At 30.8% G+C, this 26,827-nt stretch carries 29 protein-coding genes and 1 tRNA gene; 19 read left to right on the top strand and 11 right to left on the bottom strand.

The window, feature by feature from the left end; genetic code table 11:
* Positions 1-70: 70 nt before the first annotated feature.
* The 3 genes from NFRAN_RS06900 to NFRAN_RS06910 all read left to right on the top strand — a co-directional run bounded on the left by NFRAN_RS06900 (position 71) and on the right by NFRAN_RS06910 (position 1,578).
* On the top strand, positions 71-427 hold the full coding sequence (locus NFRAN_RS06900; protein ID WP_134484119.1) for a winged helix-turn-helix transcriptional regulator: 357 nt from the start codon (positions 71-73) through the stop codon (positions 425-427).
* 533 nt (positions 428-960) lie between these two features.
* Positions 961-1,248 carry a hypothetical protein gene (locus NFRAN_RS06905; RefSeq protein WP_134484121.1) on the top strand — a complete coding sequence of 96 codons (288 nt, stop codon included), beginning with the start codon at positions 961-963 and terminating at the stop codon, positions 1,246-1,248.
* A 153-nt stretch (positions 1,249-1,401) separates the two neighbouring features.
* Positions 1,402-1,578 carry a hypothetical protein gene (locus NFRAN_RS06910; protein WP_172602190.1) on the top strand — a complete coding sequence of 59 codons (177 nt, stop codon included), beginning with the start codon at positions 1,402-1,404 and terminating at the stop codon, positions 1,576-1,578.
* Between the two features lie 113 nt (positions 1,579-1,691).
* Here NFRAN_RS06910 and NFRAN_RS06915 read toward each other — a convergent pair whose 3' ends face one another.
* Positions 1,692-3,818, bottom strand: a complete 2,127-nt coding sequence (locus tag NFRAN_RS06915; RefSeq protein WP_232037960.1) for a DEAD/DEAH box helicase — start codon at positions 3,816-3,818, stop codon at positions 1,692-1,694.
* 285 nt (positions 3,819-4,103) lie between these two features.
* On the opposite strand from NFRAN_RS06915, the gene NFRAN_RS06920 reads away from it, so the two are divergent.
* The 3 genes from NFRAN_RS06920 to NFRAN_RS06930 all read left to right on the top strand — a co-directional run bounded on the left by NFRAN_RS06920 (position 4,104) and on the right by NFRAN_RS06930 (position 7,181).
* Positions 4,104-5,030: a metal ABC transporter solute-binding protein, Zn/Mn family gene (locus tag NFRAN_RS06920; protein ID WP_134484127.1), complete on the top strand. Its 927-nt coding sequence runs from the start codon at positions 4,104-4,106 to the stop codon at positions 5,028-5,030.
* A 35-nt stretch (positions 5,031-5,065) separates the two neighbouring features.
* A complete protein-coding gene (locus tag NFRAN_RS06925) occupies positions 5,066-5,908 on the top strand; it encodes a metal ABC transporter permease (RefSeq protein ID WP_197731150.1) in 843 nt (280 codons plus the stop codon).
* A gap of 910 nt (positions 5,909-6,818) precedes the next feature.
* Positions 6,819-7,181, top strand: coding sequence for a CopG family ribbon-helix-helix protein (locus NFRAN_RS06930; protein WP_232037961.1), 363 nt, complete (start codon positions 6,819-6,821; stop codon positions 7,179-7,181).
* Between the two features lie 22 nt (positions 7,182-7,203).
* On the opposite strand, the gene NFRAN_RS06935 is transcribed toward NFRAN_RS06930, so the two are convergent.
* Positions 7,204-7,277: transfer RNA gene (locus NFRAN_RS06935), tRNA-Thr, on the bottom strand.
* Positions 7,278-7,356: 79 nt separating this feature from the next.
* Between NFRAN_RS06935 and NFRAN_RS06940 the strand changes: the two genes are divergently transcribed.
* Complete coding sequence (locus tag NFRAN_RS06940; protein WP_134484131.1) at positions 7,357-7,677, top strand: hypothetical protein; 321 nt, start codon at positions 7,357-7,359, stop codon at positions 7,675-7,677.
* Positions 7,678-7,753: 76 nt separating this feature from the next.
* Positions 7,754-7,984 (top strand): LSM domain-containing protein, encoded by a 231-nt coding sequence (locus NFRAN_RS06945; RefSeq protein WP_134484133.1) that lies wholly within the window; start codon positions 7,754-7,756, stop codon positions 7,982-7,984.
* A 41-nt stretch (positions 7,985-8,025) separates the two neighbouring features.
* Here the strand turns inward: NFRAN_RS06945 and NFRAN_RS06950 are convergent, their stop codons facing one another.
* The gene (locus tag NFRAN_RS06950) at positions 8,026-8,997 is read right to left on the bottom strand and encodes a hypothetical protein (RefSeq protein WP_172602191.1); all 972 of its coding nucleotides are present in this window, start codon (positions 8,995-8,997) and stop codon (positions 8,026-8,028) included.
* A gap of 327 nt (positions 8,998-9,324) precedes the next feature.
* Between NFRAN_RS06950 and NFRAN_RS06955 the strand changes: the two genes are divergently transcribed.
* From NFRAN_RS06955 to NFRAN_RS06960, 3 genes are all read left to right on the top strand, one after another.
* Positions 9,325-10,329 (top strand): MraY family glycosyltransferase, encoded by a 1,005-nt coding sequence (locus NFRAN_RS06955; protein WP_232037962.1) that lies wholly within the window; start codon positions 9,325-9,327, stop codon positions 10,327-10,329.
* Between the two features lie 50 nt (positions 10,330-10,379).
* Positions 10,380-10,598 carry a hypothetical protein gene (locus NFRAN_RS13765; RefSeq protein ID WP_172602192.1) on the top strand — a complete coding sequence of 73 codons (219 nt, stop codon included), beginning with the start codon at positions 10,380-10,382 and terminating at the stop codon, positions 10,596-10,598.
* 338 nt (positions 10,599-10,936) lie between these two features.
* Positions 10,937-11,995, top strand: a complete 1,059-nt coding sequence (locus NFRAN_RS06960) for a phosphate uptake regulator PhoU (RefSeq protein WP_134484137.1) — start codon at positions 10,937-10,939, stop codon at positions 11,993-11,995.
* A 232-nt stretch (positions 11,996-12,227) separates the two neighbouring features.
* On the opposite strand, the gene NFRAN_RS06965 is transcribed toward NFRAN_RS06960, so the two are convergent.
* Positions 12,228-12,566, bottom strand: a complete 339-nt coding sequence (locus tag NFRAN_RS06965; RefSeq protein ID WP_134484139.1) for a P-II family nitrogen regulator — start codon at positions 12,564-12,566, stop codon at positions 12,228-12,230.
* A 270-nt stretch (positions 12,567-12,836) separates the two neighbouring features.
* Here NFRAN_RS06965 and NFRAN_RS06970 point away from each other — a divergent pair, with 270 nt between their 5' ends.
* The gene (locus NFRAN_RS06970; RefSeq protein WP_134484141.1) at positions 12,837-13,097 is read left to right on the top strand and encodes a winged helix-turn-helix domain-containing protein; all 261 of its coding nucleotides are present in this window, start codon (positions 12,837-12,839) and stop codon (positions 13,095-13,097) included.
* Between the two features lie 27 nt (positions 13,098-13,124).
* On the opposite strand, the gene NFRAN_RS06975 is transcribed toward NFRAN_RS06970, so the two are convergent.
* The 4 genes from NFRAN_RS06975 to NFRAN_RS06990 form a co-directional block, all read right to left on the bottom strand.
* Positions 13,125-13,553 carry a universal stress protein gene (locus tag NFRAN_RS06975; RefSeq protein WP_145988048.1) on the bottom strand — a complete coding sequence of 143 codons (429 nt, stop codon included), beginning with the start codon at positions 13,551-13,553 and terminating at the stop codon, positions 13,125-13,127.
* Positions 13,554-13,710: 157 nt separating this feature from the next.
* Entirely contained in the window at positions 13,711-13,905 is a 195-nt protein-coding gene (locus tag NFRAN_RS06980) for a winged helix-turn-helix domain-containing protein (RefSeq protein ID WP_320410591.1), read from the bottom strand.
* A gap of 447 nt (positions 13,906-14,352) precedes the next feature.
* Entirely contained in the window at positions 14,353-14,607 is a 255-nt protein-coding gene (locus tag NFRAN_RS06985; protein ID WP_134484145.1) for a winged helix-turn-helix domain-containing protein, read from the bottom strand.
* A gap of 106 nt (positions 14,608-14,713) precedes the next feature.
* Positions 14,714-15,925 (bottom strand): Cdc6/Cdc18 family protein, encoded by a 1,212-nt coding sequence (locus NFRAN_RS06990; protein WP_172602193.1) that lies wholly within the window; start codon positions 15,923-15,925, stop codon positions 14,714-14,716.
* A gap of 518 nt (positions 15,926-16,443) precedes the next feature.
* Between NFRAN_RS06990 and NFRAN_RS06995 the strand changes: the two genes are divergently transcribed.
* Positions 16,444-17,013: a hypothetical protein gene (locus tag NFRAN_RS06995; protein WP_134484149.1), complete on the top strand. Its 570-nt coding sequence runs from the start codon at positions 16,444-16,446 to the stop codon at positions 17,011-17,013.
* Here NFRAN_RS06995 and NFRAN_RS07000 read toward each other — a convergent pair.
* Together NFRAN_RS07000 and NFRAN_RS07005 are read right to left on the bottom strand one after the other, a co-directional pair.
* Complete coding sequence (locus NFRAN_RS07000; RefSeq protein WP_134484151.1) at positions 16,907-17,608, bottom strand: hypothetical protein; 702 nt, start codon at positions 17,606-17,608, stop codon at positions 16,907-16,909. The genes NFRAN_RS06995 and NFRAN_RS07000 overlap by 107 nt on opposite strands.
* A 79-nt stretch (positions 17,609-17,687) precedes the next feature.
* Positions 17,688-17,942: a hypothetical protein gene (locus NFRAN_RS07005; protein WP_134484153.1), complete on the bottom strand. Its 255-nt coding sequence runs from the start codon at positions 17,940-17,942 to the stop codon at positions 17,688-17,690.
* Positions 17,943-18,137: 195 nt separating this feature from the next.
* Here NFRAN_RS07005 and NFRAN_RS07010 point away from each other — a divergent pair, with 195 nt between their 5' ends.
* Both NFRAN_RS07010 and NFRAN_RS07015 read left to right on the top strand, forming a co-directional pair.
* Positions 18,138-18,881: a geranylgeranylglyceryl/heptaprenylglyceryl phosphate synthase gene (locus NFRAN_RS07010; protein ID WP_134484155.1), complete on the top strand. Its 744-nt coding sequence runs from the start codon at positions 18,138-18,140 to the stop codon at positions 18,879-18,881.
* Between the two features lie 19 nt (positions 18,882-18,900).
* Positions 18,901-22,518, top strand: a complete 3,618-nt coding sequence (locus NFRAN_RS07015; RefSeq protein ID WP_134484157.1) for a DNA polymerase II large subunit — start codon at positions 18,901-18,903, stop codon at positions 22,516-22,518.
* Positions 22,519-22,557: 39 nt separating this feature from the next.
* On the opposite strand, the gene NFRAN_RS07020 is transcribed toward NFRAN_RS07015, so the two are convergent.
* Positions 22,558-24,180 carry a DNA-directed DNA polymerase II small subunit gene (locus NFRAN_RS07020; protein ID WP_232037964.1) on the bottom strand — a complete coding sequence of 541 codons (1,623 nt, stop codon included), beginning with the start codon at positions 24,178-24,180 and terminating at the stop codon, positions 22,558-22,560.
* A 69-nt stretch (positions 24,181-24,249) separates the two neighbouring features.
* On the opposite strand from NFRAN_RS07020, the gene NFRAN_RS07025 reads away from it, so the two are divergent.
* The 4 genes from NFRAN_RS07025 (at position 24,250) to NFRAN_RS07040 (ending at position 26,766) form a co-directional block, all read left to right on the top strand.
* Complete coding sequence (locus tag NFRAN_RS07025) at positions 24,250-24,792, top strand: stage II sporulation protein M (RefSeq protein ID WP_145988049.1); 543 nt, start codon at positions 24,250-24,252, stop codon at positions 24,790-24,792.
* Positions 24,793-24,880: 88 nt separating this feature from the next.
* Positions 24,881-25,174 carry an NADH-quinone oxidoreductase subunit I gene (locus NFRAN_RS07030; protein WP_134484161.1) on the top strand — a complete coding sequence of 98 codons (294 nt, stop codon included), beginning with the start codon at positions 24,881-24,883 and terminating at the stop codon, positions 25,172-25,174.
* A gap of 120 nt (positions 25,175-25,294) precedes the next feature.
* Positions 25,295-26,017: a precorrin-6y C5,15-methyltransferase (decarboxylating) subunit CbiE gene (gene cbiE / locus NFRAN_RS07035; protein WP_134484163.1), complete on the top strand. Its 723-nt coding sequence runs from the start codon at positions 25,295-25,297 to the stop codon at positions 26,015-26,017.
* A 257-nt stretch (positions 26,018-26,274) separates the two neighbouring features.
* Positions 26,275-26,766, top strand: coding sequence for a DUF192 domain-containing protein (locus tag NFRAN_RS07040; protein WP_134484165.1), 492 nt, complete (start codon positions 26,275-26,277; stop codon positions 26,764-26,766).
* Positions 26,767-26,827: the final 61 nt, after the last annotated feature.

Here is a 26,827-nt window from a genome sequence, read left to right on the forward strand (position 1 = left end):
AAAGATTTAATTGAAAATAGTAAAAAATTTTAATTTAGAAATCTCATCATACTGTAAAAGAGAAATTTGTATGAAAGGAGAAAAATGTGAAATAGCAGATATTTGGGAGATTTTGGGAAAAAAATGGTCACTACATATTTTGAAGAACTTGAGTGTAAATGGCACAGTCAGATTTAATGAATTGAAAAGGCTAATACCAAATGTTAGCAGTACAGTCTTGTCACAAAGATTACTCGAGCTTGAACGAGATGGATTGATAACAAAAAGAATTTATTCAGAAATTCCGATAAGAGTAGAATATAGTTTAACTACAAGATCAAAGGAATTGGAGACAATATTACAACAATTGAGTAATTGGACATCCAAGTGGAATACACAAGCTAGGAAAAAAGAAGTTAAACCTTTTTCTCAAATATCAAAATCATGATTTTGGCTATAAACAGCAATTGAAAGTATAACTGTGCATCTTTATTTTCCTTTCCAATGAGGCTAAAAGAGTTAGTTTCCTTTATTAGTAATTATTTTATGTCAATTCATCATATCCTTATGAATCATATTACATCTTTAAATATCCATAACCATGTAAAAGATATATTTTAGTAATCCTTCACAAACTAAACTAGTTTACTAAGTCGATAGGATTCATTAGTATAATCGTAGATTTACGTGAGGAGCTTTTTGATTTTTTTCCTATTATTTTTTTTTCAACTTTATTCATACAAAATTTTTGATTTTTGAATTCAAAAGTATGTGCGAGTAGAATGAAATAAGTATCTAATGAGCATTACCTCTCTTACATCGTCCCAAGGTTAACATAACATCTTTTTAAATCATAAGAATCAGTTTAGACAAGAAGAACGGACTAATTAAAACCAACATATAGTTTTATTTTGAAATGATCCTTATCATACTTGATATAAACATCAATAATTTTATTTACCATGGCAACAAATTTAATTAGTGAGCGAATCGACCAAATTTAATTATTCAATAATCAGAGAGAATACAATTAACAATTTCATTAAGGACCTATTAGAAGATAGAATTGAATTTGATTACTCAAAAAGTATCAAAGAGGATAGGAACGAAGTTTTTAATGCTGCAATGGATCTAAAAGAAAAAATAATTCCATATCTATCTGTAGAAAAAGACTATGCCAATAAAGATTACCACAAACTCCAAGAAAACATATTTTCTTGTTATTTAAGTCTAAAAATTTTTGGCGTAATTCGTCAAAAAACCATTTAAATTTTATGAATTATTGTTAGACCATATTGCAGATAAAAAATTATTTAGTTTGAAAAGGTGCCAATAGTATTGATCTCAACCAACCAATTATAATATATAGGTAACCAACTCAAAGGTGTTATAGTTATGTTATATCATTTGTTGTATGGGGAAATGCCTATAATCCCATACTTTTTGGTCAAAACGGGTTTAATTGATATAATTGATAATTTCACAGCTTTGATGACAGTCATTTGGATTAGTTTAGGTTTCTCTTTTAAAGTAGGTACAATCAAGGGCGATCTGTCGAAAAAAAGCTTAGTAGAAAGAGGTTTAGAAAGCGATCAATAGGAACAAATATTGGGTTATCTAGTTATGGAAGGAGGTCTGAAATGAATAACCCATGAGTAGTCGATCTTGATTAATCTCATATATCTATGAAAATGAATAAATAATAACACTCGCTATACATATCTTTTTTTCAACTTCTTAGCCAGTTTAAGACCTATTTTTGGGATCGAAGCAAGCTCGGACTCTGATATGGATATCAAGTCGTTAGGGAAATGAATTCCGGCGTTATGAAGGGCCCTAGCTCGAGCTCTACCTATGTCTTTAATTTGAACCAGAGGAACAAGGTCGCCTTTTACCCCATGTTTAATTCTACTTTCGAGAGAAAATAGAATTGGCAACAGGTCATTTCGATCAAGCAATTTAGAAATTTCAAACAGACATGCAGCAAGCCATTGAGATACTTCGACTATTCTATGGATATCACCCGGTTCCACACCAACTCTTTCATTAATGCTTTTTTCCGTCGATTCATTAATCCATTCATATAAAGTCCAAAGACTGCGAGAGCAATCCATTATATCTACATCTGTAAAAAATTCATCATAGTTATTATAAAATAAAAAACTAAATTCTTCGATGTCTTGTTTCCTGAAGGAAAGTTTAGGATAAAAATCAGAACAAGAAGTAATTATATGAAGAAAACCAAACACATTGTTTGTCTTGACAGATCTTGGTTTTATGTGGTTAATGATGTTTCGAAATGATACGGCGGTTTCGGGGTTTAGATACAAATTTGAAACTAATTTTCCAAAAGCAGTTACTTGATAAACATTGTTTTTCAAACGAATTAAATCTTCGTCTATAAAATAATCCAATGAGAAATCTATTTTATCAAAAAGGGATGTGCTATTTTTATCCTGGAAAGAATAAAATGTTTTGGAGAATAAATCATAGATATCGTCTAAACTAATTCCATTAAATGAAGCAATTACGCCAAGCAAATGTATCTTTATAGAAGTGGTATTTCCAAGATTTGATAACAAAGGTTCAGGTATTCCCAGAATGTAATGATTATATAATTCCTCATATGATGTTCTTGAATCTGAAATGATAATAGATTCTCCGTATGTATCATATTTTGGTCGCCCTGCACGACCGCAAAGTTGTTTGTATTCGAGTATACTTATAGGAACTGAAGCACCATATGTAAAATCATATCTGGTAACATTTGTTATAATAACTCTTCGTGCAGGAAGATTTACTCCTGCAGCCAACGTAGGCGTAGCAAATAAAGACTTTATTATTCCATTCTTAAACGCTTCCTCTACTATTTCTCTACTGGTAAGACTTAATCCAGCGTGATGGAATCCTATCCCAAATGAGATTAGTCTTGACAAATTTTTTGTTATGTCAGTGTCATCACCTTCTTCCAAAATTTGTTTAGAGACTTTTAAAGCATTTTTCTTTTCCTCTGGTGATAATATTCTGTAAACGATATCTGAAGCTTTATTAGCCAGCGAAACTGCTCGCTTTCTTGTTTCAACAAAAATAAGATTCTGTCCATTGCTTTTTAAAGAATCCATTATTAAATCGATAGTCATGGATGTAGTATCTTTACCTGATTCAGGTATATTAAATTGAGAATTATTATTATAATATATAGTCCCATCCGAATATACCCCTTCTATTAATTTTGTAGGTCTCCAAGAACTCTCAACTAATTTTGATTCGAGCCATGCAGCAATTTCTATTGCATTAGTAATTGTAGCACTTAGACCAAGGATTTGAGATGATGGATAGTATTTCTTAATTTTGGTTAAAACCATTTCTAAGACCGGTCCTCTGTCTTGATCACCAATAAGATGAATTTCATCAGAAATAAATAATCCTACATTGGCAAGCCAAGAGGCATTCTGTCTAAGTATTGAGTCAATTTTTTCATTGGTCATAATTATTATGTCGGAAGAACTTAAATCAGTCTTTGAGGTATTGAAATCGCCCGTACTAATTCTTACTCTTATTTTTTTGGTAAATATACCAGATCTATCTATAGAAGCAAATTCCAAATATTTTTCATATGCTAATGCTCTTAATGGTGTAATGTACACTACTTTTTTATTTTTCTCTAATGCCTTAATAGCTGCCAAAATTGCAATTAACGTTTTTCCACTTGCAGTAGGAGTAGTGATTACAATATTAGAATGATCCAACAATCCATTGTCAATAGCCAACTGTTGAGGAGGATATAGGGAATCATAACCTAGGAATGAAAGATACGTTGCAATCCTTGCGTCGCTCAACTTCAGTTGCATATGTAGATTACCGTAATGTAATATTATTGCATATTAATTCTTTCATAGATCTAACTTATTTGAGTAAGAAATATGGTTATTTAAATAGATATTACAAAGAGTTAATAACATTTCATCCTCCCAATAAATGATCCTTTATTGTTAATAGCCATCAAATATAATCAGAATAATTAAGCTTGTATGTGATTACATTTGTTTTATTATGTTTAGGTTCCAAAGTTATTAATTATTAATAAGGAAACTTTATATCATTAATAATTGTATCAATGAGGTATGAAAGAGAGATATGAATATTTGATCTCTATTTGTTTTGTCATTGTAACTATTTATATTACACCTATACTCGTTCAGGATTCTGTTGCAACTTCTAATTATGATAATGCAAAACCGATTTCTTCTGGTAGTACTAAGATTAAAATTTTTGCATCATTTTATCCAATATATGATTTTGTTGAAAAAATTGGTGGGGATAAAGTCGATGTTTCAACAATAGTACCTAATGGAATAGAACCTCATGATTTTGAACCTACTCCTAAACAAGTAGTTGAGTTACAGAACGCTGATTTAATTTTCATTAATGGTGCTGGTTTTGAAGATTGGATCAAAGAGATAACAAATTCAAATATAGTGGATTTAAGCAGGAATATAACAATAGAAAATATAAACTCTAATCCTAATCCACATATTTGGCTCGATCCAATATTGGTAGAATCAATGGCAGAAGAAATCTATAACACATTGGCGTCATTGGATCCAAGTAATTTAGCATATTATCAAGACAAGTTAAAACAATTTAATGATAATATAGAAATGCTCGATTCCAATATTAAGAATAATTTGACTAACTGTGTTTTAAGAGACTTTATTGTCCTTCATGATGCTTTTGGCTATTTTGCAAAAAGATATGGATTAACTCAGCATGTGATTGGCGGAATGTCTCCTGAAATGGATTTTAATCCCCAAAAATTATCAGAATCTATAAGACTAGCAGAAGAACTTGGTATAACAACTATATTTTCAGAAGATAATATTGAACCTAGAATGTCGAATACTATAGCGAATGAAATAGGTGGAAAGGTATTGACATTAAGTCCAATTGAAATCATCACACAAGAAGAATATGAGCAAAGTAAGGATTATTTTTCAAAGATGTATGATAATCTAAACAATCTAAAAATTGCCCTTGAGTGCAAGAACTAGGTGTATTAAAAATTAACACATATTAGAGAAATTACATGTTTGAAGTATTCCAATTCGAGTTTATGCAACGAGCTATAGTATCCGGAATAGCAATAGCCATTAGTTGTTCTTTAATTGGATTGTTTTTAATACTGAAGAGATTTTCTCTATTTGGCGATGCATTGTCTCATGTTGCTTTTGGAGGCATTGCATTAGGATTATTTTTAAAATCAAATCCTATTTGGATTTCACTGATTGTTTCAATAATAGCAGGATTGTCAATTGTAAAAATGAATTCTAATAAGAGAATTTATGCCGATTCATCAATCTCTGTTTTACTCTCATTAGGATTAGCCATGGGATTGGTACTAATCAGTTTATCAGGAGGATTTTCAATAGACATCACAAGCTATCTGTTTGGAAGTATACTATTAGTCAGCGTGGATGAAACAATTATTACATTAATCCTTAGTTTTATTGTTATCGCATTCGTAATCTTTTTTTACAAGAAATTGATATACCTTGTATTTAATGAGGAACAAGCAATAGTGAATGGTATTAATACGGTTGTATTAAATATTTTATTTATTACCTTAGCCACTGTTGCAATAGTTATATCAATTCGGCTAATAGGTGTTTTGATGGTTTCGTCACTTTTAATTATTCCTAATGTTTCATCACTGTTATTAGGATATGGATTTAAAAAGACTATGATTTTATCCATATGCTTCTCGTTACTATCTGTAATATTAGGAATCCTATTAGCCTACGAATGGAATATTATGCCTAGTGGTATGATAGTAATAGTTGCCGCAGGAATTTTTTTTGGAATAAATCTGTTAAAACTATCAATATCAAAATTAAAGAACGGATCATTAAGTGAGGTAAAAAATTCTTAATACAGATGTTTTTTTTGTTTCTGTCCTATTTGTTCTTAATTCTACAATTATTTTGGTGGCAAAACAACATTATAACAATATAAAGATGGACAATCGATTTGAAATAGAAACTAGTTCCACTAAATTAAACAGTAGGAAAAGGTTTATCAACATTTCAAATATTAAGAATGATCTAGATGCAACTTGCATTTTAAATTCTTGATTAACAAAACACGATGTTAAATCCTGTGTTGAAAATAAGAGGTAACAAATGGAGAATAAATCGCCAAATTAGATGTATCTAAAGAATGAAAATATATCGAACTTATTGAACATATTAAATAAATCTACAACAAATCTTCACAAATGCATTATAATCAAAGTATATTGGGTAACAAGGATCAGGATCTATTAACATGGTGAAAACATCGAACAATGGTTTATCTCTTCATGGATTAATAAATCTAAGTGGTTCTGCAACATAGAAAAACGAAATTTGGTTTAAGGATTGATATACGAAGGAAAAGCAGTATCAAAGCAACAGAATCACCAGTAAATAAAGACGAGTTGAAAAATGGCCACCTTATAATACTGATGTAGATGCAAAAATAGAAAGTCATGCATAAATAACTCAAATTTCAATCATTATGTAAGAGTTTTTAATAGGATACATTATAGAAGGAAATATGCAAGCGGTATAAAGGTTTTTGGTGTTAAATTGCTGGAATGCCAAAGGCTCGTATCTTTTCGATTCTGGTCTTATTGTCACATTGTGCTAAAAATGCATTGTTGAACCTCAATACTGGATATTAGGGAATAGGATTGCTATTAAAAAATGATTTAGGTTATTATTTAATGACATTCATAAATTGAAGAAAATAAATAATATCAAATATAATTAATAAAAGCATTGCCAATCATAAGTGTTTCATTGAATGAAAATATAATCCAAGAACTAGATAAACTGCAAAAGTTTTTGGGTTTTTCCGGCAGGTCAGAAATTGTAAGGGCCAGTGTTAGAAATCTACTTTTAGAAGAGAAAAGAATTGATGAATTATCAGGAGTTCTACATTCAGTTTTATTAGTAATACATGATGAAAAGTCTGATCAGGAAATCAGTGAAATCAGACATGGATTTGATAAGATAATTAATACGCATATTCATAATAAGATCGACAAGGACAGATGTCTTGAAATATTTGTTCTTTACGGCGATGCGAAAGAAATCAAGAATATTACTAAAAAGTTTCAAGGAAATAGAAAAATGGACCAAGTAAGATTAGTGGTAACATAGTATTCCACTATTGCAATATGAAAGCCATAAGTGGGATTTGAACCCACGACCTAAGGTTTACGAAACCTTCGCTCTGCCGGGCTGAGCTACTATGGCAACTTAGAAGATCAAATTGATAATTTCTAAGTAGTAGAATTATGAAAAAGTTAAATAATAATGTATTTTTTTTTGTTCTGTGACTAGATGCAACATACATGAAAGTTTTTTTGATTGGAATTGTAATGATTGCAGAGAAGAGTACAAAGATTTAAAAGGAGCTAACTTAACGGACGAAAAGTCACAGATTAAAGATATACAGGATAATAATCAGGCAAATAAAACGAGATACAATTACAAGGAATTTACAGAAGAAAGAGCAAAAAAACTTTATGAAGAAGTTTTCTTGCAATATTTAAAGAAAGGCAACATGAGTGAAGAAGAGTCAATCGAACGATCAAAGCGTGTAATAAGAAAACAATGTTTATTACGCAATATAGAACCATGGCCGTGGATATAATAATATTTAATTAAATATAAAATCAAATATAGAATCCAAAGTTAAACCTAAATATCAAAAAAATTATCTAACTTTATTGTCGTCACCTAATAATCAATCTACTAATATTTTGCACGGAAGTTTAAATAAAGATATACTTTTGAAATTAAAGGGAAAAAGAACTATCAAAGGTAAACTGAAAAGTTTTGACCAATATATGAACCTTACATTAGAAAATGCTACGGAAATTTTTGAAGGAGACAAAACTCAGGAAATGGGAGAAATATTCATAAAAGGCGAAAACATTGTCATTATTGCAACTGATTGATTGTGGATAGTTAGAGTAAATTTGTTCTTTTTTGAATAAAATTATTTAAAGCTATCTCGATCTTTGGCGCACTCAATGATTTCCGAATCAGATAGATAATTGTCTATGCTAAAGGCTCTATCAAAACATGCAGAAATTTCTTTAGAATGTTTATTATCTGTTTCCCCATCATTGTTATTGTTATCGTCATTATTCTCTATTTTATCGTTTAAAGTATCATTGTTTAGGTTATTTTGGGAAAAACTATCTCGATCTTTGGCGCACTCAATGATTTCCGAATCAGATAGATAATTGTCTATGCTAAAGGCTCTATCAAAACATGCAGAAATTTCTTTAGAATGTTTATTCTTTCCTTCTAGGGAATCCCCTATGTCACTTTGAGTGAAAGTAGGAGCAGTGTTGGGATGTTTGTCAAATATAGTTTGTAACGATTGAACTGAATAAAGATTAGAAACTGGTTGGTCAACACTTTGTTGTTGGAATTCTGAAAAAGTTGATGGATTGTCATGAGGAGGAGTCTTCATAAAAGTTGATGGATTGTCATGAGGAGGAGATGCGAAGGTGCCCGCATAATTGCTATTAATTGGACTTGATGACTCGGATGTAAATACAGACATATCATCACTGGTAGTAGTATCTTTAGTTTGAAATTCATGGTAGAAGGGATTATTCTTACTTAGATTGTATGGATTTTGATTAGAAGAGGAGGTTGAAGTGGGGGTATTGGTGGAGGTAGCATTGGAAGTAGTGGAGGTAGTTTTATTATCTGGATTTTGATTAGAAGAGGAGGTTGAAGTGGGGGTATTGGTGGAGGTAGTTTTACTATCTGGAAATGTGGAATTTATCTTACTTATATTTTCTCTGCAATCAGAATCTACACCTATAAGGGCGCTAGTCATCATACTAGTTATACAATCAGTAGTTTGAGCAATAAGTGAATTGTCTGGAACCAAGCTAATTTGTCCATATGAAAGATTAAAATTTGAACCATAAATAGTTGTAAATGATATCAATAGAAACATTACTAAGATAGGGTTTATTCTATTAGCTATGTGCACAGAGAAATAAAACAATCATACTTTATAATGAGCACTTTGGATTTATATTATTGACTTAACAATACATCTATTATACATAATTAAAATAGATTCTTTTTATAAATAGAAATTGCTGATCAGAGCAATATAATATATGAATTTTTGGTTTATCAACATACATGTTAGTATACAAATCTATGTAAATTATATTCATAACTCGTAAAAAAACAGAATTATACTTTATTTATTAACTATACCAATATCATATATATATACAAATATCCTATAGTAGAATAATTGTTTTTGCCTCATCTTGAAGGGTTAGTATTAGGCACCGTTATTGCACCCATCATTGCATTTCTAATTAATTTAACCATAATGCCTAAATTCATAATTTTTCTAAAACTTAAGGGAAAGGTTGTAAATGATAATCATAAACCAAATAAACCCAAAGTTCCAAGACCTGGAGGACCAATATTATTATTAAGTATTCTTATAGGAGAGTTGATATTATTTTTCGTTACAGAAAATATCGAAATAATTGGAATATTACTCACAACAAGTATAGCTTTCATAATTGGGATTATTGATGATTTCAAGATCATGCCAGGATGGTTTAAGCCTGGAGCACTAATTTTTGCTTCGTTACCATTAATATTTTTCCATGTATACGATAATGAATTAAACGTGATCTTTGGAAGTGTATATATTCCAATATTATATATCCCTTTGATATTAGTATCAATACCATTAGCAGGAAATACTATAAATTCTATAGACGTATTTAATGGTGTAGCAACAGGATTTTTAATTATAAGTATGTTTCCAGTTATAATTAGTACATTTTTATTTGGAGATCTAGAAATCCTTATCCTTGAATTACCCTTTTTAGCTGGTTTATTAGGATTCTATTTATTTCATAGGTATCCTAGTAAGATATTTCCAGGAGATTCAGGCACTCTAGTTATGGGAGCAATGTATGGCGCATTAGCAATTGCATCCAAATCAGAAATCATAGCCATTATTGCATTGCTACCTGCTATAATGAACTCATTTTTATTTTTGAGTAGTGTTAAAAAAATTGTTGAACACCGCGAGGTTAAATCAAGACCGACTATACTCAATGACGATTTTACTCTACAAGCGTCGAAGGACAAAAATGCTCCTATAACTCTTGTTAGACTGATTCTACTGGATGGAAAACTTTCAGAGAGAGAAATCGTAACAAAAATATACAAATTAGCTGCCTTCTCTACGTCTCTTGCAATAATAACGATATTAATACAATTCATCATAAACATGAAGTAAGGAAGTAAGATAGCATGAATTTTTTAGATTTGAAATTTTTCATACTGTTTATGTGGATTCTAGTAATGAGTGCGTGTATTTTTATTATATTTATTATTGCTCCTATTAGTAAATATCAAACTAATAATAATGATTCGTTATTGCTACTAAAAACTTCTTTTATTCAGGCAACTATTTCAGTCGTCATAGTCGGAATCTTGATACTGATATTAAATAAATTCAAGAAGGTGTACTTATTTAAAAAGCTAACAAGTAGGAAGAAAACCTAATCTACTTCTGCGTTATAGACTTGAATTAAATTAGAGAATCCTTTTTCTTCTACAAAATTCCAAATTTTTCCACAAATAGAACACGTTATTATATTATCCTTTGGGGAATATTCTAATCTATAATGACTACATCGTATTTGATATTCATATTTAAGACACTCTAATTCCTTAATTGTGTTTATATGCCTGACAGAATTTTCTGCCAAGTATATTATTTCAAATTAGCTTAATATATTTCATTAATTATATTATCGTATAATTTCTATACAGTATATATCCAAGTTGGAACTCATTTAGAAAAATTTATACTATATAGTATTTTCTTATGTTTATAGCTATTGAATTCAGATATTAGGAAAATTCAATTTACAGGTAGATCTACATACATTCTTTCGCTTCCTAAGAAATGGATAGAAGAAATGAACCTAAAGGCAGGTGATCACGTTTCTATTTCAAGAGGTTCAAATAATTCGCTATGCATAACTCCAGAACAGGATAACAGATTACAAGATGTTGTAAGTGAGGTCAGTACGTATGTAATGATAGACGAAGGTCCCAATACTCTCAAAAGAAAAATTGTATCCATGTATTTGTCAGGTTATAACCTAATAAATCTAAAGGCAAAATCATCAAGAATACAACCAAATCAAAGAGAGGCAGTTAGGGAAGTAGTAAGAAGGAGTCTTATAGGAACAGAAATTATTGCTGATTCTTCTGATATCATTACAATCCAAGTGTTATTGACTTTACCAGAATTATCAGTAAATACTGCTGTGAGAAGAATGTTCTTGATCGCTTCATCGATGCATAGAGATGCTTTGGTAGCATTAAGAGAAAAAAATTATGATATTGCAAAGGGAGTAATTAGATCAGATGACGAAGTAGATAGATTTAGTTTATATATATTAAGAAATTTGGTAATGTCAACTAATAATGAAAGAATACTTCAAGAAATTGGATTAAAGAATCCTTCAGACTGTCTTAGTTATAGGGTTACGGTAAAAAGTATTGAAAGAGTAGCTGATCATGCATCTAGAATAGCATCGAAGTCCATGGAAATTCAAAGTTCGATCCCTTCTATTATAATTGAAAAAATCGAAAGATTGAGTAATTCAGCTTTAGAAGTACTAACTTCCGCTGTTGAAGCTTTTTTAAGAAGGGATTATAATTTAGCAGACAGAATCGCGGACAAATCAGATAACGTTCTTAATTTAGAAAGAGAAATCATGCAATTTTTGGACTCTTTAGAAAATAGAACTATTGACAAACAAGAAATCAATGCAGGAATAAAGTTGATACTAGAGGACATACGTCGAACTGTTGAACATGCAAGCGATATTGCAGAATCAGCTATGAATCAAACAGTAGGTGAAATAATCAAAGTCGAGAAAAAATAAAGCTATCAAATATCATCTTGAAGTAAAATTTGATTTATTTTATAACAAAGTCTGCAATGGATACTGCAGTTATCATGAATACATATTGATTTAAGTGAATTGCAACTAAAACACCAAACCTGTTTATCCATGTAGTGAATAAAATAACTATAATTATAAATATTATGAATAATTAGTATTGTTCAAAGTTTGTAGCAGTTATGTGAAATAAGTTTGTATGTGACAAAAAATATTAAATGGCGGAATCTCCTCTTGCCTTTGTCCTTATGCTTATTGCATCTTGGATGTCAGAGATGAAAATTTTTCCTCCTATTTTATCGCTTAGAGTATCCAGTAAAGTATTTACTATCTTATCTACTACATCATCTTTTACGACTATTTCAACTTTTGTTCTCGGAATAAATTCTGGAGTGTATTGCATCGTACCACGTCCAATTGAGACAGGTTCGGGTTTGGCCTTTCCTTTTCCCTCTACTCTATAGTAGCTCATTCCACCAATGTTATTATCCTTTAAAACTCCACCAACAGTTTGTAGCTCTCTGTCTGGAATTATTATTTCAATCTTTTTCACTATTATTGATCAACCATCCTATTTTTTATACAACATATTTAAAACATCATTGTGTTCACTGCATTGCAGTGAAATAGTATCATAAATTACTTGAAATAAATAATATTCATAAAATCTGTTATCTATAAAATGTTATAGTATCCTCTATATAAGTTTATATGTTACTATAAATTAGTAAGTTTCATTGTGATCGATTGTTCTGATCGAAAGACATGATCGAATGGACAGCTTTTTATAAATACTCGATTAACAATGTTCTATTCGATAATAATGAAATATAGAAGTAGAACAGAAATAACTGTCTTAATACTAGAAGCAGCAAACGGTGGGGCTACAAAGACAAAAATCATGTACAAATCATTTCTTTCATATGCGCAGCTAAAAGAATACTTCACAATGTTAATCGAAAATGGTTTGTTAGAATATGAAAGATTGATAAATATGTATAGAACAACAGAAAAAGGGTTAAAGTTATTAAAGATATATAATCAGATAGAAGAAATAATACCACAGATTTATACAAAGTATTGAATTTAGGATCATCAAAACTTAAAGATATCACTTAACAACCAAAACCGGAACATTACTATGATGAAGAACTCTATGTGAAACACTTCCAAGTATCGCATATTTGAATTTTCCCTTACCTTGGCTTCCAATAACTATATAATTAAAGTTATTCTTCTCGATATAATCGATTATTATAGATCCAACATTCTGTCCTTCCAAAATTATAGTTTCTATTTCTAAATTATAATCCTTAGATCTATCAAGACATTTTTCGAGGATATCCTTAGCTTCCTTCTCTAGTTCTGACATTATTGAATTCACGAGTTTTTGAGACTGTATATAAACAAAAGGTGGAATTTCGAGAACATATAATATAGTTAGTTTTGAACCGAATTTGGAACTCAGCATCAATGCATGATCTAAAGATCTCATGGAATTATCAGAGCCATCCACTGGAGCGAGAATCCTAAAATTCACTACCGTATAAATATAAATACATTATTATAAACCTAGTAATAATTTTTATCTATTCTCAATAAAAAAAGGAGAATGATTGATTAGAAAGATTCTTTGTAGGATGTATTTATTGTACTAGGAATTAATTCTTCTATCTGATTATATATCTTTAATAACTTTAACCCTTTTCTGTTGTTCTATACTTTTGAGTTCCATCTTCATATTCTAACAAACCATTTTCGATTAACATTGTGAAGTATTCTTTTTTTGCGCATATGAAAGAAATGATTTGTATGATTTTTGTCTTTGTAGCCCCACCGTTTGCTGCTTCTAGTATTAAGACAGTTATTTCTGTTCTACTTCTATATTTCATTATTATCGAATAGAACATTGTTAATCGAGTATTTATAAAAGCTGTCCATTCGATCATGTTCTTTCGATCAGAACAATCGATCACAATGAAACTCATAATCGAATTAGAAAATAAATAGAAAATAATTTTCATTTATAATATAATATTAATTTACATAATCATTAGAATTTAGAAAATCAAAAATTTCCAAAGTTTTATCTTCGGAAATAATCTCTCTTTTAAACCTCAATGCAAGGTTTAGTATTTCTTATTTGTCATGGTTCTATTTTTGTTACACAAGATTCGACTATGAGATCTCACTTTGAAATTAATTGTAATAACTAAAGAATATAAAATGTGATGAAGAAAAGTGAACATGTGTGAAGCATTAGTGATTTCTAGATTGAATTGAAGCTACTGACATTACAAAAAAAGTCTGATTTAAAAATATTAAATGAGATTAAAAATCTATTTTATTGTACTAGGAATTAATTCTTCTATCTGATTATATATCTTTAATAACTTTAACCCTTTTTCTGTTGTTCTATACTTTTGAGTTCCATCTTCATATTCTAACAAACCATTTTCGATTAACATTGTGAAGTATTCTTTTAGCTGCGCATATGAAAGAAATGATTTGTACATGATTTTTGTCTTTGTAGCCCCACCGTTTGCTGCTTCTAGTATTAAGACAGTTATTTCTGTTCTACTTCTATATTTCATTATTATCGAATAGAACATTGTTAATCGAGTATTTATAAAAAGCTGTCCATTCGATCATGTCTTTCGATCAGAACAATCGATCACAATTTTAGTCGATCTTACTATTTTATAATAAAATTGAAATAAAATTATCATCCTTTAAGGCTTTAGTTACTGTATCAGAGGAAACAGCGATTTTGATTATCTGAGAACGACCATATCTTCCATGACTTACTACATTTGATGTAATTAAACCTAGCTGATCTAACTCACTAATTATCTGAGTTACTCGTCTTTGAGTTAGTGAATCCTGTTCAATTCGATTACAAAGAGAACCATACAAATCGTATACATCACCAGTCATTCCAGTTTGGGATTTCAATATTGCCAGAATAATTAATTTTGTATGTGTAGTAGAATTTCTAATCACTTCATAATTAGTATCCTTTTCAATTTTTTCTTGTGCGTCTCTTATGTGATTTTCATTAACCATATTATCTCTTTCTCTTTCAGCAATTTCAGCAGCCACTCTCAGTAGATCAATAGCCTTTCTGGCATCTCCATTTTCTTTGCCAGCCAGGGCTGCACACAGATTGATGGCAGCTTGACTGATCGAACCATCATTAAATGCCAGTTTTGCCCTATCATTCAAAATCTCCCGTAATTGAACAATGGTATAAGGATTAAATACTATTTCTTCTTCACTCAAGCTACTTCGAACTCTTGGATCTAATTTGTCTTTGAATGTAAGACTATTGGAGATTCCTATTAGCGATATAAACCCATTATCTAATAATCGTCCATTCGCTCTAGTAAGACTATACAAAACATCATCTCCATTTCTACCCACTAAAGAATCTATTTCGTCAATAACTAAGACTACGTGTAGATTGTTTTTTTTAATGTATTCCAGAATTCTGTCAGTTGCTTCACCCATTGACAACCCCGTGAAGTGAACTCTTAATTTCTTATCGAACCGATTGATTCCAATTTCTTCAGCTATATCATAAAGAACCTTGTATGAGGTATTTGAAGTCTTTGCATTAATTACAGTAACAGTCACCTCCACTCCATGTTCCACAGACTTTTTCTTTAATCTTGTAATCACATTTTTGACTACTGCAGTTTTTCCAGTCCCAGGTTTTCCAAACACCAATAGATTAGATGGTCGGCCATTCTTTAACACAACAGATAGTACCTGAGCAATAATCTTTGATTCTTCATCTCTAAATGGTAGTTTTTCTGGAACATAATCTATAGTCAAAGTCTTGCGATTCTTAATTAAGGTCGTTCCTTTAACCGCTTTGTCAAAAATATTATCTAAATAATCTGAATTCATAATATTCTCCATTTTAATAAAAAAAAATCGAGTGACACACCCCTTTTCTTCTAATCGAGGAGCAATAAGATAATACCATGTTAATTTACTCTTTGTTATTAACAATATTTCTTAAACACTATAATCAACTAATTTAGACATATCAATAAAAAATAATAATACAATTTTAATCTTAATTATTTATTTTAACTGCATGAGAAATTATGGGGTGACCGTTTGTAACTTGTATTAACAATAACATTAACAGATAAATGATATTTGATAATAAGAGTGATTTAACCCCTTTATTTCCAGTGGAGAGACATTAAATTAATTCACAATGATAATAAGAGTGATTTAACCCCTTTATTTCCAGTGGAACATGTTAAACTCTTTAACAATAAACCAAGTTATCAAAAGAGAAAAGTGAAATTAAAATCCAAGCACAATTTTGTTAACAAAAGCTCATCATTTGGTTATCAAAATTTGTTCTATAATGTTAAGTTAACATACACACTAATATTCACAGATAAGATAGATTGTCCACTGGAAAAAGGAAGATAAAAATCGAACTTGAAGATGCGGAGGGAGGCAAGTATAACTTATCTTTAGAAGGCAATCTATCCACTATGAAAATCCAAAAGGTATTGCAATTAGTAGAATCCCTAAATATATCAAAAGAGGATTCTATGAACAATTCAAAAGTTTCTGAACAACATGATATTTTCCAAAATCATTTAAAATCCAATTCATCAGGAAGCTCGATAGAATCAAAAATATGGGGATTAATAGAGAATAACTTTGCTTATAGTGCTTTTACTTCGTCCAATATTGCTGAGTCATACGAGGAACTATATGGTGAACAACTACAACTCAGTTTAATTTCTACATATTTATCTAGGTATCATGAAAAACGTAAATTAATGAGAAGTAAAAGAGGAAAAGAATGGCTTTATAAGTTAGTTAGAATACAAAAAAATATTATATCATCCGAATATGAGGCTAATTCCTTACCAATCGACCGATTCGATTCTCGTTATCTAGATAAGAATGAGAATGAATTTTTGAAGAAGAATGCCTTGACAACCGTTTACGACCTTCATCTGTAATTGTATATTTAAAAGGTTTGGTCGTAATATCCCTACTAACGAAATTTTCTTCGTAAAGCTTTTTCATCAATCTTGAGGTATGTTCTCTCGTTCTTCCTGTCAATACTTGAATTTCTCTAGTAGTGAGGGAAGCACCTTCAAGTCTTTTGAGTATGTATTCTATAGTGCTATTTTTACGTTCATCATAGTGTGTTTCTTGAACATGATTCTGTGATATATGGTCGTGATTAGGTTGTTTTACAATATCACCTAAGTCATCACCGTATTCTCGTTTAGGGGGATTTGCAAAGTAAGGTGATTCCATTCCTTCGATATCCAATGTACTGATCTTTTCTTCTATTAACTTGATTATTTCATACATTTCTTTTATTTTTTCATTTACAATCTTGTGCTGATCAGATAGTAGCTCGATCTGATTTGCTTGACTTCTAATTTGCTTGTCTATATCAGATACAATTAATTCTTTGTTGTGTTTGAAAAAGCTGTAGAGTTTTAATTTTCTATATCCTGCTGATACAAAGATAGTTGTGATAATGGCAGCTATAAAAGGGATTATAGAATAATTGAATATCACAAAAACAAATTCAGGATTCATAACTCTATGACAATACGGTGTGATATAATCTTATTGAACCTAATATTTTAGACTAATTACTAGTCGACATTGTGATATATCACATCTTTATCACTTGATTGACCACCTGGTCAATTACATCCATGATGCTATCAATACTTTCTTCGTGATAATCCACGTGATTCTCATTAAGAGTTCTGAGTTGACTAATTATTGGATTTAAAGAAGCCAATTGATTGCTATTAAATATATTCATCAGATCCAATAGAATTATTGAATAACATATTTTCTTCAGCTTTTCTTTAGATTGTCTAACTTCTCTATAATAAGCACCAGAACTGATATTTTTTATCATTTTATGACTATTCGTAAAGTTATAAATTATCTGTATTTGACGTGGTGTAAATATAGAATTTTCAATTAATTTATAAAAAAGAATATTTTTTATAGGATCAATATCTTCCATTAGCTATACAATATTGTATAGCTAGAATGGGCCTTTTAAACTCGTCGCAATCATTAAATTTAATTCAATTTATATTGCCATAGTATAAGATTGAGTCGAGTAGAGAACTATATTAACGATGAATTGAAAAAGCATAAGAAACTATGTTTTGCTTTATTAGATTCAGAAAATCACGGTGATATTGCTAGTGTTGCGAAGAAAGTAGAGATGTTAGGTGCATCGGCTATTTTGGTTGGTGGCTCCTCTGCAATTGACCAATTGGATTTAGATAAATTGGTATTGTCAATCAAATCTGCAATATCCATTCCTGTTATATTATTTCCTGGCAATGTTACAGGGGTTTCTCCTAATGCTGATGCCATCTTATTTACGTCTTTACTAAACTCTGAAGATCCATATTTTATCTCAGGAGCACAGGCTTTGGGAGCATTGTTAGTTAAAAAGTATAAGATCGAGCCATTACCTACTGGGTATATAATAATTGGTGAAAATACGACCGCTTGGTTTATTGGAAGAGCCAAAGGTATACCTTTTGAAAAATCAAATATTGCAGTTATGTATTCTTTGGCTGCACAGTATTTAGGCATGCGATTTGTTTACCTTGAGGCTGGATCTGGAGCTAAGAGAAATGTTTCTACAGAGATGATATCTGATGTTAGGAAATACTTTGATGGATTATTGATAGTAGGAGGAGGAATAAGAGATTCAGAAATAGCAAAACAGCTAGTGAACGCAGGGGCAGATATCATAGTTATAGGTACACTTTTGGAAACAGATCCTGATTGGGAAAAGAAATTTGTTGAAATTATATCTGCTATTCGTTCTTAATCTAATCTGGTGATCAATTATGAATTTAGTAGATGAAGCCAAGATAAGATTAGAAAATATATCAATGCCAAGTTACTACGAAAAATATCAACTTGACCTTCTTCAGCATGTTGATAGGCTTTATACTATGGCTCAGAAAGCAAGAGAAAAAGGGTATGATGTTACCAAAAATGTGGAACCAAAGATTGCATATGATTTGGCTGATAGAGTTGCTAAAATGCATGATATTGATATTGCTGATAGATTAAGAACCTTGCTAAACTATTCTTCAAAAGAAAAAGCTGCACTTAGTATAGCTGAAGAGATTGCGAAGGGTGAATATAGTACTGGAGACCTTAGGACTAGGTTAGAAAATGCAGTAAGGGTAAGTCTTGCTGTAGTAACGGAAGGCGTTACAGTTGCACCTTTGCAGGGTATATCTGATGTACAAATAAAAAAGAATAAGGATGGGTCTGAATATCTTTCTATCTCGTTTGCGGGTCCTATTAGGTCTGCAGGAGGAACAGAAGCTGCTCTGACCATGCTTATAGCCGACCACGTTAGAAAAGTTACAGGACTTGGAAAATATCAAACTAATTCTTTCGATGATGAAACGGGAAGATTTATCGAAGAATTAAGACTATATGAAAGAGAAGTAGGGAACTTTCAATTCAAAGTCCTTGATGCGGACGTTGATTTTTGCATTTCTAATTTGCCTGTGGAAATTGATGGTGTTGACACAGATCCAGTTGAATTAGTTATTCATAGAGAAATGAAAAGAATAAAAACAGACCGAGTTAGAGGTGGAGCTTTGAGAGTTATGAACGACGGATTGATAGGTAGATGTAGAAAATTGATGAAATTAGTGGATATGCTAAATCTAGAGGGATGGGACTGGCTTGCAAATCTAAATGGTGCAATACAAACTGGAGATGATGATACAGTAAGTCATAGAATGTCTGAAGTAATTACAGGAAGACCCGTCTTGTCCATGAATAAGAAAATAGGTGGGTTTCGACTAAGATATGGAAGATGTTTTAACACTGGATTTGCTACAATAGGAATACATAGCACTATTCCCATACTATTAAATTCGGCAGTTGTAGTTGGAACACAAATAAAAATGGATGTTCCTGGAAAGGCCTCTACGATAGCTCTTGTGGATACAATTGAACCTCCAATAGTAAAGTTAGAAGATGGATCTGTTTTACAAATCAACACTGTAGAACAAGCCATAAGACTGAGGTCTAGGGTTGTTAAAATTCTATATCTTGGAGATATTCTAATTAGTTATGGAGATTTTCTTGAGAATAATGCCCAATTATTACCCGCTAGTTATGTTGAAGAAATATGGATGCAGGAATTATCTGAAAAAATTAGATATCCTAATACATTAGTCGAGAACAATATATTAGAACATAAGAGATTAGCTGAATTGAGTTCTAATCCCCACATTATCCCTACCTTTAAAGAAGCACTTAGAATATCTATAGAACTCAATATTCCTTTACATCCCAAGTATTCCTTTTACTGGGAAGCTATATCAGTAAAGGATTTTCTCTATGTAAGAAAAATATTGATATCTTATATTTTTTCTTTTACTAATCATATAAACAACAGTTCATATGTTAAACAAATTGTACTTAATTATGATAATAAGCTAAAAAATATTCTTGAAAAACTTGGGGTATTTCATCAATTCGATTCATCTAGTGGCAATATTGTATTATGGGATGAATCACAAATTTTCGCATTAATGTATTTATTTATTCCAGAGCTTCAAAATATCTTGCCATCCTTAGATGAAAATGAAGATGGGGTTCCCATTTCAATATTAGTTAACTACTTATTGAAAGATAATGTTCTCTTAAATGTAGAGACTATAGTAGAAAGTTTGACACCAGATAAGAGTGAAAATAAGTTAAATGTTATTAACCTTATAAACTCTATATCCATTGTAAAACTTCGTTCAAAATTTTCTTCTTCTATATCTGTTAGAGTTGGTAGACCAGAAAAAGCTGCGGAGCGCAAAATGAAACCACCTATTCATGTATTATTTCCAGTGGGTAACAAAGGTGGACCTATGAGAGACCTCTTAAAAGCATCAAACATCGATCCATTTTATACTGAGAAATCTAATAGGTTTTGTTACAATTGTAATATTCCTTCACTAGGTACTAATTGTAGTCAATGTAATGAGCCTACTCCTATTAAATATATTTGCAATGTTTGTAAAATTGAATCTCTAGATTTACCTTTCGATCCTATGAACAAAATGAAAAAAAATAATAAATGCTCAAAATGTGGCAATGAGTATAAAACCTTCTCACCGATAAAATTTCCGCTAAAGGCTTTAATTGAAAAAGCTGAAACGCGTCTGGGTTTAAAGACAAATTCTCCACTAAAAGGTGTAAAATCATTAATGGGTAAAGATAAGGAAGTAGAACAAATTGAGAAAGGAATACTTAGACAAAAGAATAGTTTATCTGTATTTAAAGATGGCACAATAAGGTTTGATGCAACAAACGAACCACTTACTCATTTTATGCCATTTTTCATCAATACATCTATTTCAACTTTAAGAAAATTAGGCTATACAGTTGATTATCAGAATATGGAAATTAATTCTGATAAGCAAATTATAGAATTACTAATCCAAGACGTAATAATTCCACTTGATTCTGCAAAATATCTTTTAAAGACTGCTAAATTTATTGATGAGGAAATGGTGAGTTTGTATAACTTACCACCAATTTACAACGCATATACTGAAAATGATTTGATTGGACATTTAATTGTTGGATTGGCACCACATACTTCTGTTGGTATTATAGGACGTATAATAGGTTTTACAGAGTCGCAAGTTTGCTTAGGTTCACCTATTTGGCACTCAGCAAAAAGAAGAGATTGCGATGGTGACGCGGATTCAATTATTTTATTATTTGATGCGTTCTTAAATTTTTCATATTCCTTTTTGCCTGACAAAATTGGTGGTTTGATGGACGCTCCTTTACTCATACAACCCATCGTATTACCTCATGAGGTTCAACGACAGGCTCATAATGTCGATATAGTAGAAAAATACCCTCTTACCTTTTATCAAAAAACTTGGTTAGGAGTAAAAGCGTCTGATGTCTTAGATTCAGTCGAAATATTAAAAAACCGAATTGGAACAAATAAACAATTTTATGATTATGGTTTTACTCACTTTACTAATACATTAATTTCTGATGTAAACCGAAGTGCATACTCTACTTTAAATACTATGAACGAAAAATTAGAAATGCAAATAGCAACTGCGAATCTTATCAATTCTGTAGATACAAATGAAGTAATTTCAATGGTTCTGACTACACATATAATTCCTGATATAATGGGTAACATGAGATCTTATTCGTCACAGTCATTTAGATGTAATAAATGTGGTGAAAAGTATAGGAGAATCCCATTGTATGGGAAATGTTTGAATTGCAGCAATACTCTATTACAAACTGTTACTCGCGGTTCAGTTGAAAAATATGTAGCCTTAGCAGAGAATTTGTGCAATAATTTTAAAGTAACAAATTATTTGAGAAGTAGGGTAGAATCATTGATCGTAGAATTAAATTTCATATTTCGATTAAAAGAAGAACAACCTACATTGTTAGATTATCTATAGCTTGTTATAATTCCTTTGGAATTTTAAATTCCTTCAAGATTAAAAGTTTGCAAAATTTATTTGATAAGGTTTCAGGGTGGACAAATTAACTACTATCGCTATTCCAGGAGTAGGAGTAATCCCCATGGCACGTTGAAAAGGTGTTTGGGTTTGCCACGCTCCAGAATTTACTACTAGTGTACCCTTATAGCTGTCGACGTCAATTACATGAACATGACCAGAATGAAAAATATCAGGAACTTCTTCAATAACCATCATATCCTCAACCTCTGGAGCTATAGGTGTTCTTTGTCCGTAAATAGGTGAAAGATGCCTAGCTTTTAGTAAAATCTTCATTGCTTCAGCAGGTTTGGAATAGCTTAATCCAGGTATGGTAGCAATGGTGTCATCTAGACTTTGACCATGGAACATTAGAGTCCTAACTCCTTCCATGTCAATCATACAGGGATTACCCAACATGGTAATATTGCTTAGGGAGTAGATCTTATCTGCATATTTTTTAGGAATCGCCGGTTGAGGCAATGCACGTCTACCCAGATCATGATTTCCTGGGATCAAAAATACTTTCATATGCTTAGGTATTCTTGATAGTAATTTTGTAGCGTGTTCCATCTGAGAAAAAGAATCTTTTTCGAGCAACTCCTTATCTTGATGTGGAAAAATACCTATTCCATCTATCAAGTCTCCGCATATACAAATGTACTTTATTTTTGAAACAATATCTTTATGCTCTCCCGTAGAATTTAACCAGTTTAGGAACATTTGAAATTCATTTTCCATAAAAAATTTACTGCCTATGTGCAAGTCAGATATCAAAACCGCATATATCTCAGAATGAGCTCGATTTGATATTCGATCTGGCACATCCAGTGAGTACAAATTCTTCATCACATAGTTCTTTTTTTTCGTATTATTTTCAAGTTCAATCATGATCATTTGATCCAAAGTCAATAATGAAATTTGTTTCTTCAAATCATCGTTATATGCCGCTATTTCTAGTAATCCTGTTTGATCATCGATAATGATGTTATAACTACTCTTTTTTAGTTTCTTTTCCATAACTAGTCCCGCAACAAACAGAGATCCTTCATTTTTCTCTTTAGATTGTAAATTCGAATTTGAGTTATTCCGCGATTGATTAAACGATTGTTTTATTGTTCCTATTCTTTTTATCCTTTTTCCATCTGGTCTATTAGATAAGATCTTTAAAGATTTGTCAAATCTGCTTCTAAACAAAGAAATATATCCCTGAACTCCTTCACCACTATTGATACTATAATTCGAATCATAAACTACATTGTTATTATAATGATTCTTAAAGTCTGATGAATCGTGAGTAATAATTTCTAATGCAGTCTTTTCAGATGCTTTCTCAATGTTATAATGCCTATCACTATTACTATGGTTCACGAGGGTGGAATACCTGTTAACTTCGTCATTTTCGGTCAATGTAATGTGTTTAAGTCCCAATGCTCTTCTGATATCTTCTGAGGAAATAATTTTGGGTTCCTTTCTTTCCTTCTTTGTTGAGAGTATTTCTTCGACTATTTGAATCATTTCTCCTTCCATATTTTCAATTAACACTAGCGCATCAGGGTGTATCTGAAAACCTCTGCTAATTATGAATGAAATTATTTTCGAGAGATTGAGGTCGATAGTCAATAGTCAAATTAACTAGTCCAAAATACATTTTAAGTCTTTTTATATAGATTTGAGATAAGATACCTAGTGATGCTGATCTCAATTAAAAAGAGACTTTTACTTTTCTTTGTTGCTGCAATCTTCTTCTTATGTATTTTCTATGCGGGATACTCCTTCAAAATGGACGAATCATTTTCCAAGGAGTTGTCGAAAAATTTTATTAATCAAATTAGAGATATTGATGAACTTGGTATTTTCTTTAATAATCTAAAAATCGCGTTGGTGATGTTTATTCCTATAATAGGTATTATCATGGGAACTATTTCTGGTTTTTCAACCGGATTAGTATTTAATTCAATAATAAATTTATCTGATACTGTTTCTTATACTAATCCCTTGATAATCTTTCTGACACCTTTTGGAATTTTAGAACTTTTATCCTATGGATTAGCTATATCTAGAGGAGGAATACTGTTCTTCGAACTCATTAAAAGAAAGTTTACAAAAAAGTCTCTTATATATCTATTAATTGAAGTAGTACTAGTTGGTATAATGCTTTTTACTGGTGCAATAATAGAATGGATGATGATTGAAAATATTCCAAGATATAATTTTACTCTATATTCTACTTAGATAAAGTTAAAATATTTTATATCATTGTTATAAAATGCCATAGTGTTTAAATAGTTTTGATGAAGATTTACGATCAGTGAATTATTAGATGCCAGTAGCAATACTTCCAGATGTTAGTGAACAGCATTGTATTGGATGTGCTTTATGTGTAGAAATTTGTACAGCTCTTGGTCCAGATGTATTAAGAGTGAAACCCGTAGAAGGTTGGAAAAGAGGCAAAGCATTTGTCTTTTATCCAGAGAGATGTATTTCTGATGGTGCTTGTATTGGTGTTTGTCCAACCAAAGCAATATTCTGGATGAGACCAATGGAATATACACCAGGGCAACCAATCCCATTAAAGAAAAACGCTATATTTACGAAAGGCTGGGAAGAGGGCTAAATCTCTATCATTTTTATTTTTTCACTAAAACTAGTAAGTTTTCATTTTATATAGATCTTTATTCTTATCTATCTCTGGGTTTATCACTTAAATATGTAACATAATTACTACTAGTTTTACTTGACAAAAAAATTATATGTTGTAGGCGTGGGGCCCGGATCTAAGGAATATCTTACCAATTATTCCATTGATATAATCAAAAAATCTCGTTTTGTTATAGGTTATAAGTACACTCTACATACTATAAGACATCTTATAGATGAATCTTACCATCAAATTTTTGAAGTGACGATGAAGAATCAAGAAGAAGTTTATCTAAATGTATTCAATAATTTAATGAATGAAAATGACATATGCACAGTCCCTTTTACAGGCGATGCAAATTTCTCTGAATCAGAGGTCGTTGACAGACTTTTAGACTTGTTTGGTGATGATAATGTTGAAATAATTCCTGGAATCAGTTCAATACAAATAGCATCAGCAAAATCTCGAGTTCCACTAGATAAAGCCAACATTATTACTTTTCATGTAACTGGCGATATAGAAGAGAGAAAAATAGATCTGATAAAATCAATTGTAGATAAGAGGAGTGTAATAGTGGTGCCAAGACCATGGCCAAATGACCCATCAAAAAATTTTATGCCTTCAGAAATCTCATCTTATATCAAAGAAAAGGGAATAGATACTTCAACAATAGATGTATGGGTATTTGAAAATCTAGCAAACAATGAAAAAGAAACAGTATATAAAGGAAAATTAGATTCACTAATAAATAAAAACTTTAGTGACCTTTCAGTGATGGTCATAGATCAAAATAAAAGACAAAGTTACTTGGATTTCTAACTTTGATTTATATGCGCTTTTTTCTAATGTACATAAAATATATTACAATTAATTCTATATATAGTTGAATGAGCAAGAGTGAATTTAGATATTGTATTGAATGTGGTTCAAAAATGTCTAAAAACATCAAGTTATGTCCAGCTTGTGGGGAATCACAGACTTAGCCAATTCTCGATTTTTTAATTTTTGCTTTTGTACTATTAATATTTCATTTTATAGTCATTCTTAAAATACCTCTATTTTTTAATATTTAAGCGATGGTAAAAAAAATAACTCTCCTTATTCCAGTCATTATTTCAGCATTCATTATAGGAATATTAGGAATTTTATTTATTCCATCAGATATAGTAAATAAGGACTTTGATTTTTCGAAAGGAACAATAAAAATAGATGATGAACTCTTGACAGTTGAAATCGCTGATACGGATTTTGATCGAAAAAGGTGGTTAACTTTTAGAGACGAAAAACTAAGTCCTGATTCTGGATTACTACTAATTTATGATAAACCTGACTTATATGCTATGTGGCTATTAAATATTAGATTTCCTATAGATTTGATGTGGTTTGATCAAGAGGGTGATCTTGTTTACCTTAAAAAAAATGCCCAACCTTGTGAGACTATTCTTGATTCATCAGAATGCACCTTTAAAAACACTAATCCTGCAAAGTTTATATTAGCAGGTGCGTCTGGATTTATTCAGTACCACAACATATCCGAACATTCAAAATTAGAAATAATTTCTGCTTGATCCTAATCATAAATAATTTATTTATTACATGGGTTCGTATACTGAGTTTTGGATGGATGAA

This window comes from Candidatus Nitrosocosmicus franklandus, assembly GCF_900696045.1.
GTDB lineage: Archaea > Thermoproteota > Nitrososphaeria > Nitrososphaerales > Nitrososphaeraceae > Nitrosocosmicus > Nitrosocosmicus franklandus_A.

Excerpts from the sequence above, each read along its gene's own strand:
- NFRAN_RS06900 (WP_134484119.1), top strand. The coding sequence starts at position 71 with ATGAAAGGAGAAAAATGTGAAATAGCAGATATTTGGGAGATTTTGGGA.
- NFRAN_RS06910 (WP_172602190.1), top strand. The coding sequence starts at position 1,402 with ATGCCTATAATCCCATACTTTTTGGTCAAAACGGGTTTAATTGATATA.
- NFRAN_RS06920 (WP_134484127.1), top strand. The coding sequence starts at position 4,104 with ATGAAAGAGAGATATGAATATTTGATCTCTATTTGTTTTGTCATTGTA.
- NFRAN_RS06925 (WP_197731150.1), top strand. The coding sequence starts at position 5,066 with ATGTTTGAAGTATTCCAATTCGAGTTTATGCAACGAGCTATAGTATCC.
- NFRAN_RS13765 (WP_172602192.1), top strand. The coding sequence starts at position 10,380 with ATGTGGATTCTAGTAATGAGTGCGTGTATTTTTATTATATTTATTATT.
- NFRAN_RS06970 (WP_134484141.1), top strand. The coding sequence starts at position 12,837 with ATGAAATATAGAAGTAGAACAGAAATAACTGTCTTAATACTAGAAGCA.
- NFRAN_RS06980 (WP_320410591.1), bottom strand. The coding sequence starts at position 13,905 with ATGAAATATAGAAGTAGAACAGAAATAACTGTCTTAATACTAGAAGCA.
- NFRAN_RS06985 (WP_134484145.1), bottom strand. The coding sequence starts at position 14,607 with ATGAAATATAGAAGTAGAACAGAAATAACTGTCTTAATACTAGAAGCA.
- NFRAN_RS06990 (WP_172602193.1), bottom strand. The coding sequence starts at position 15,925 with ATGAATTCAGATTATTTAGATAATATTTTTGACAAAGCGGTTAAAGGA.
- NFRAN_RS07000 (WP_134484151.1), bottom strand. The coding sequence starts at position 17,608 with ATGAATCCTGAATTTGTTTTTGTGATATTCAATTATTCTATAATCCCT.
- NFRAN_RS07005 (WP_134484153.1), bottom strand. The coding sequence starts at position 17,942 with ATGATAAAAAATATCAGTTCTGGTGCTTATTATAGAGAAGTTAGACAA.
- NFRAN_RS07015 (WP_134484157.1), top strand. The coding sequence starts at position 18,901 with ATGAATTTAGTAGATGAAGCCAAGATAAGATTAGAAAATATATCAATG.
- NFRAN_RS07025 (WP_145988049.1), top strand. The coding sequence starts at position 24,250 with ATGCTGATCTCAATTAAAAAGAGACTTTTACTTTTCTTTGTTGCTGCA.
- NFRAN_RS07030 (WP_134484161.1), top strand. The coding sequence starts at position 24,881 with ATGCCAGTAGCAATACTTCCAGATGTTAGTGAACAGCATTGTATTGGA.
- NFRAN_RS07040 (WP_134484165.1), top strand. The coding sequence starts at position 26,275 with ATGGTAAAAAAAATAACTCTCCTTATTCCAGTCATTATTTCAGCATTC.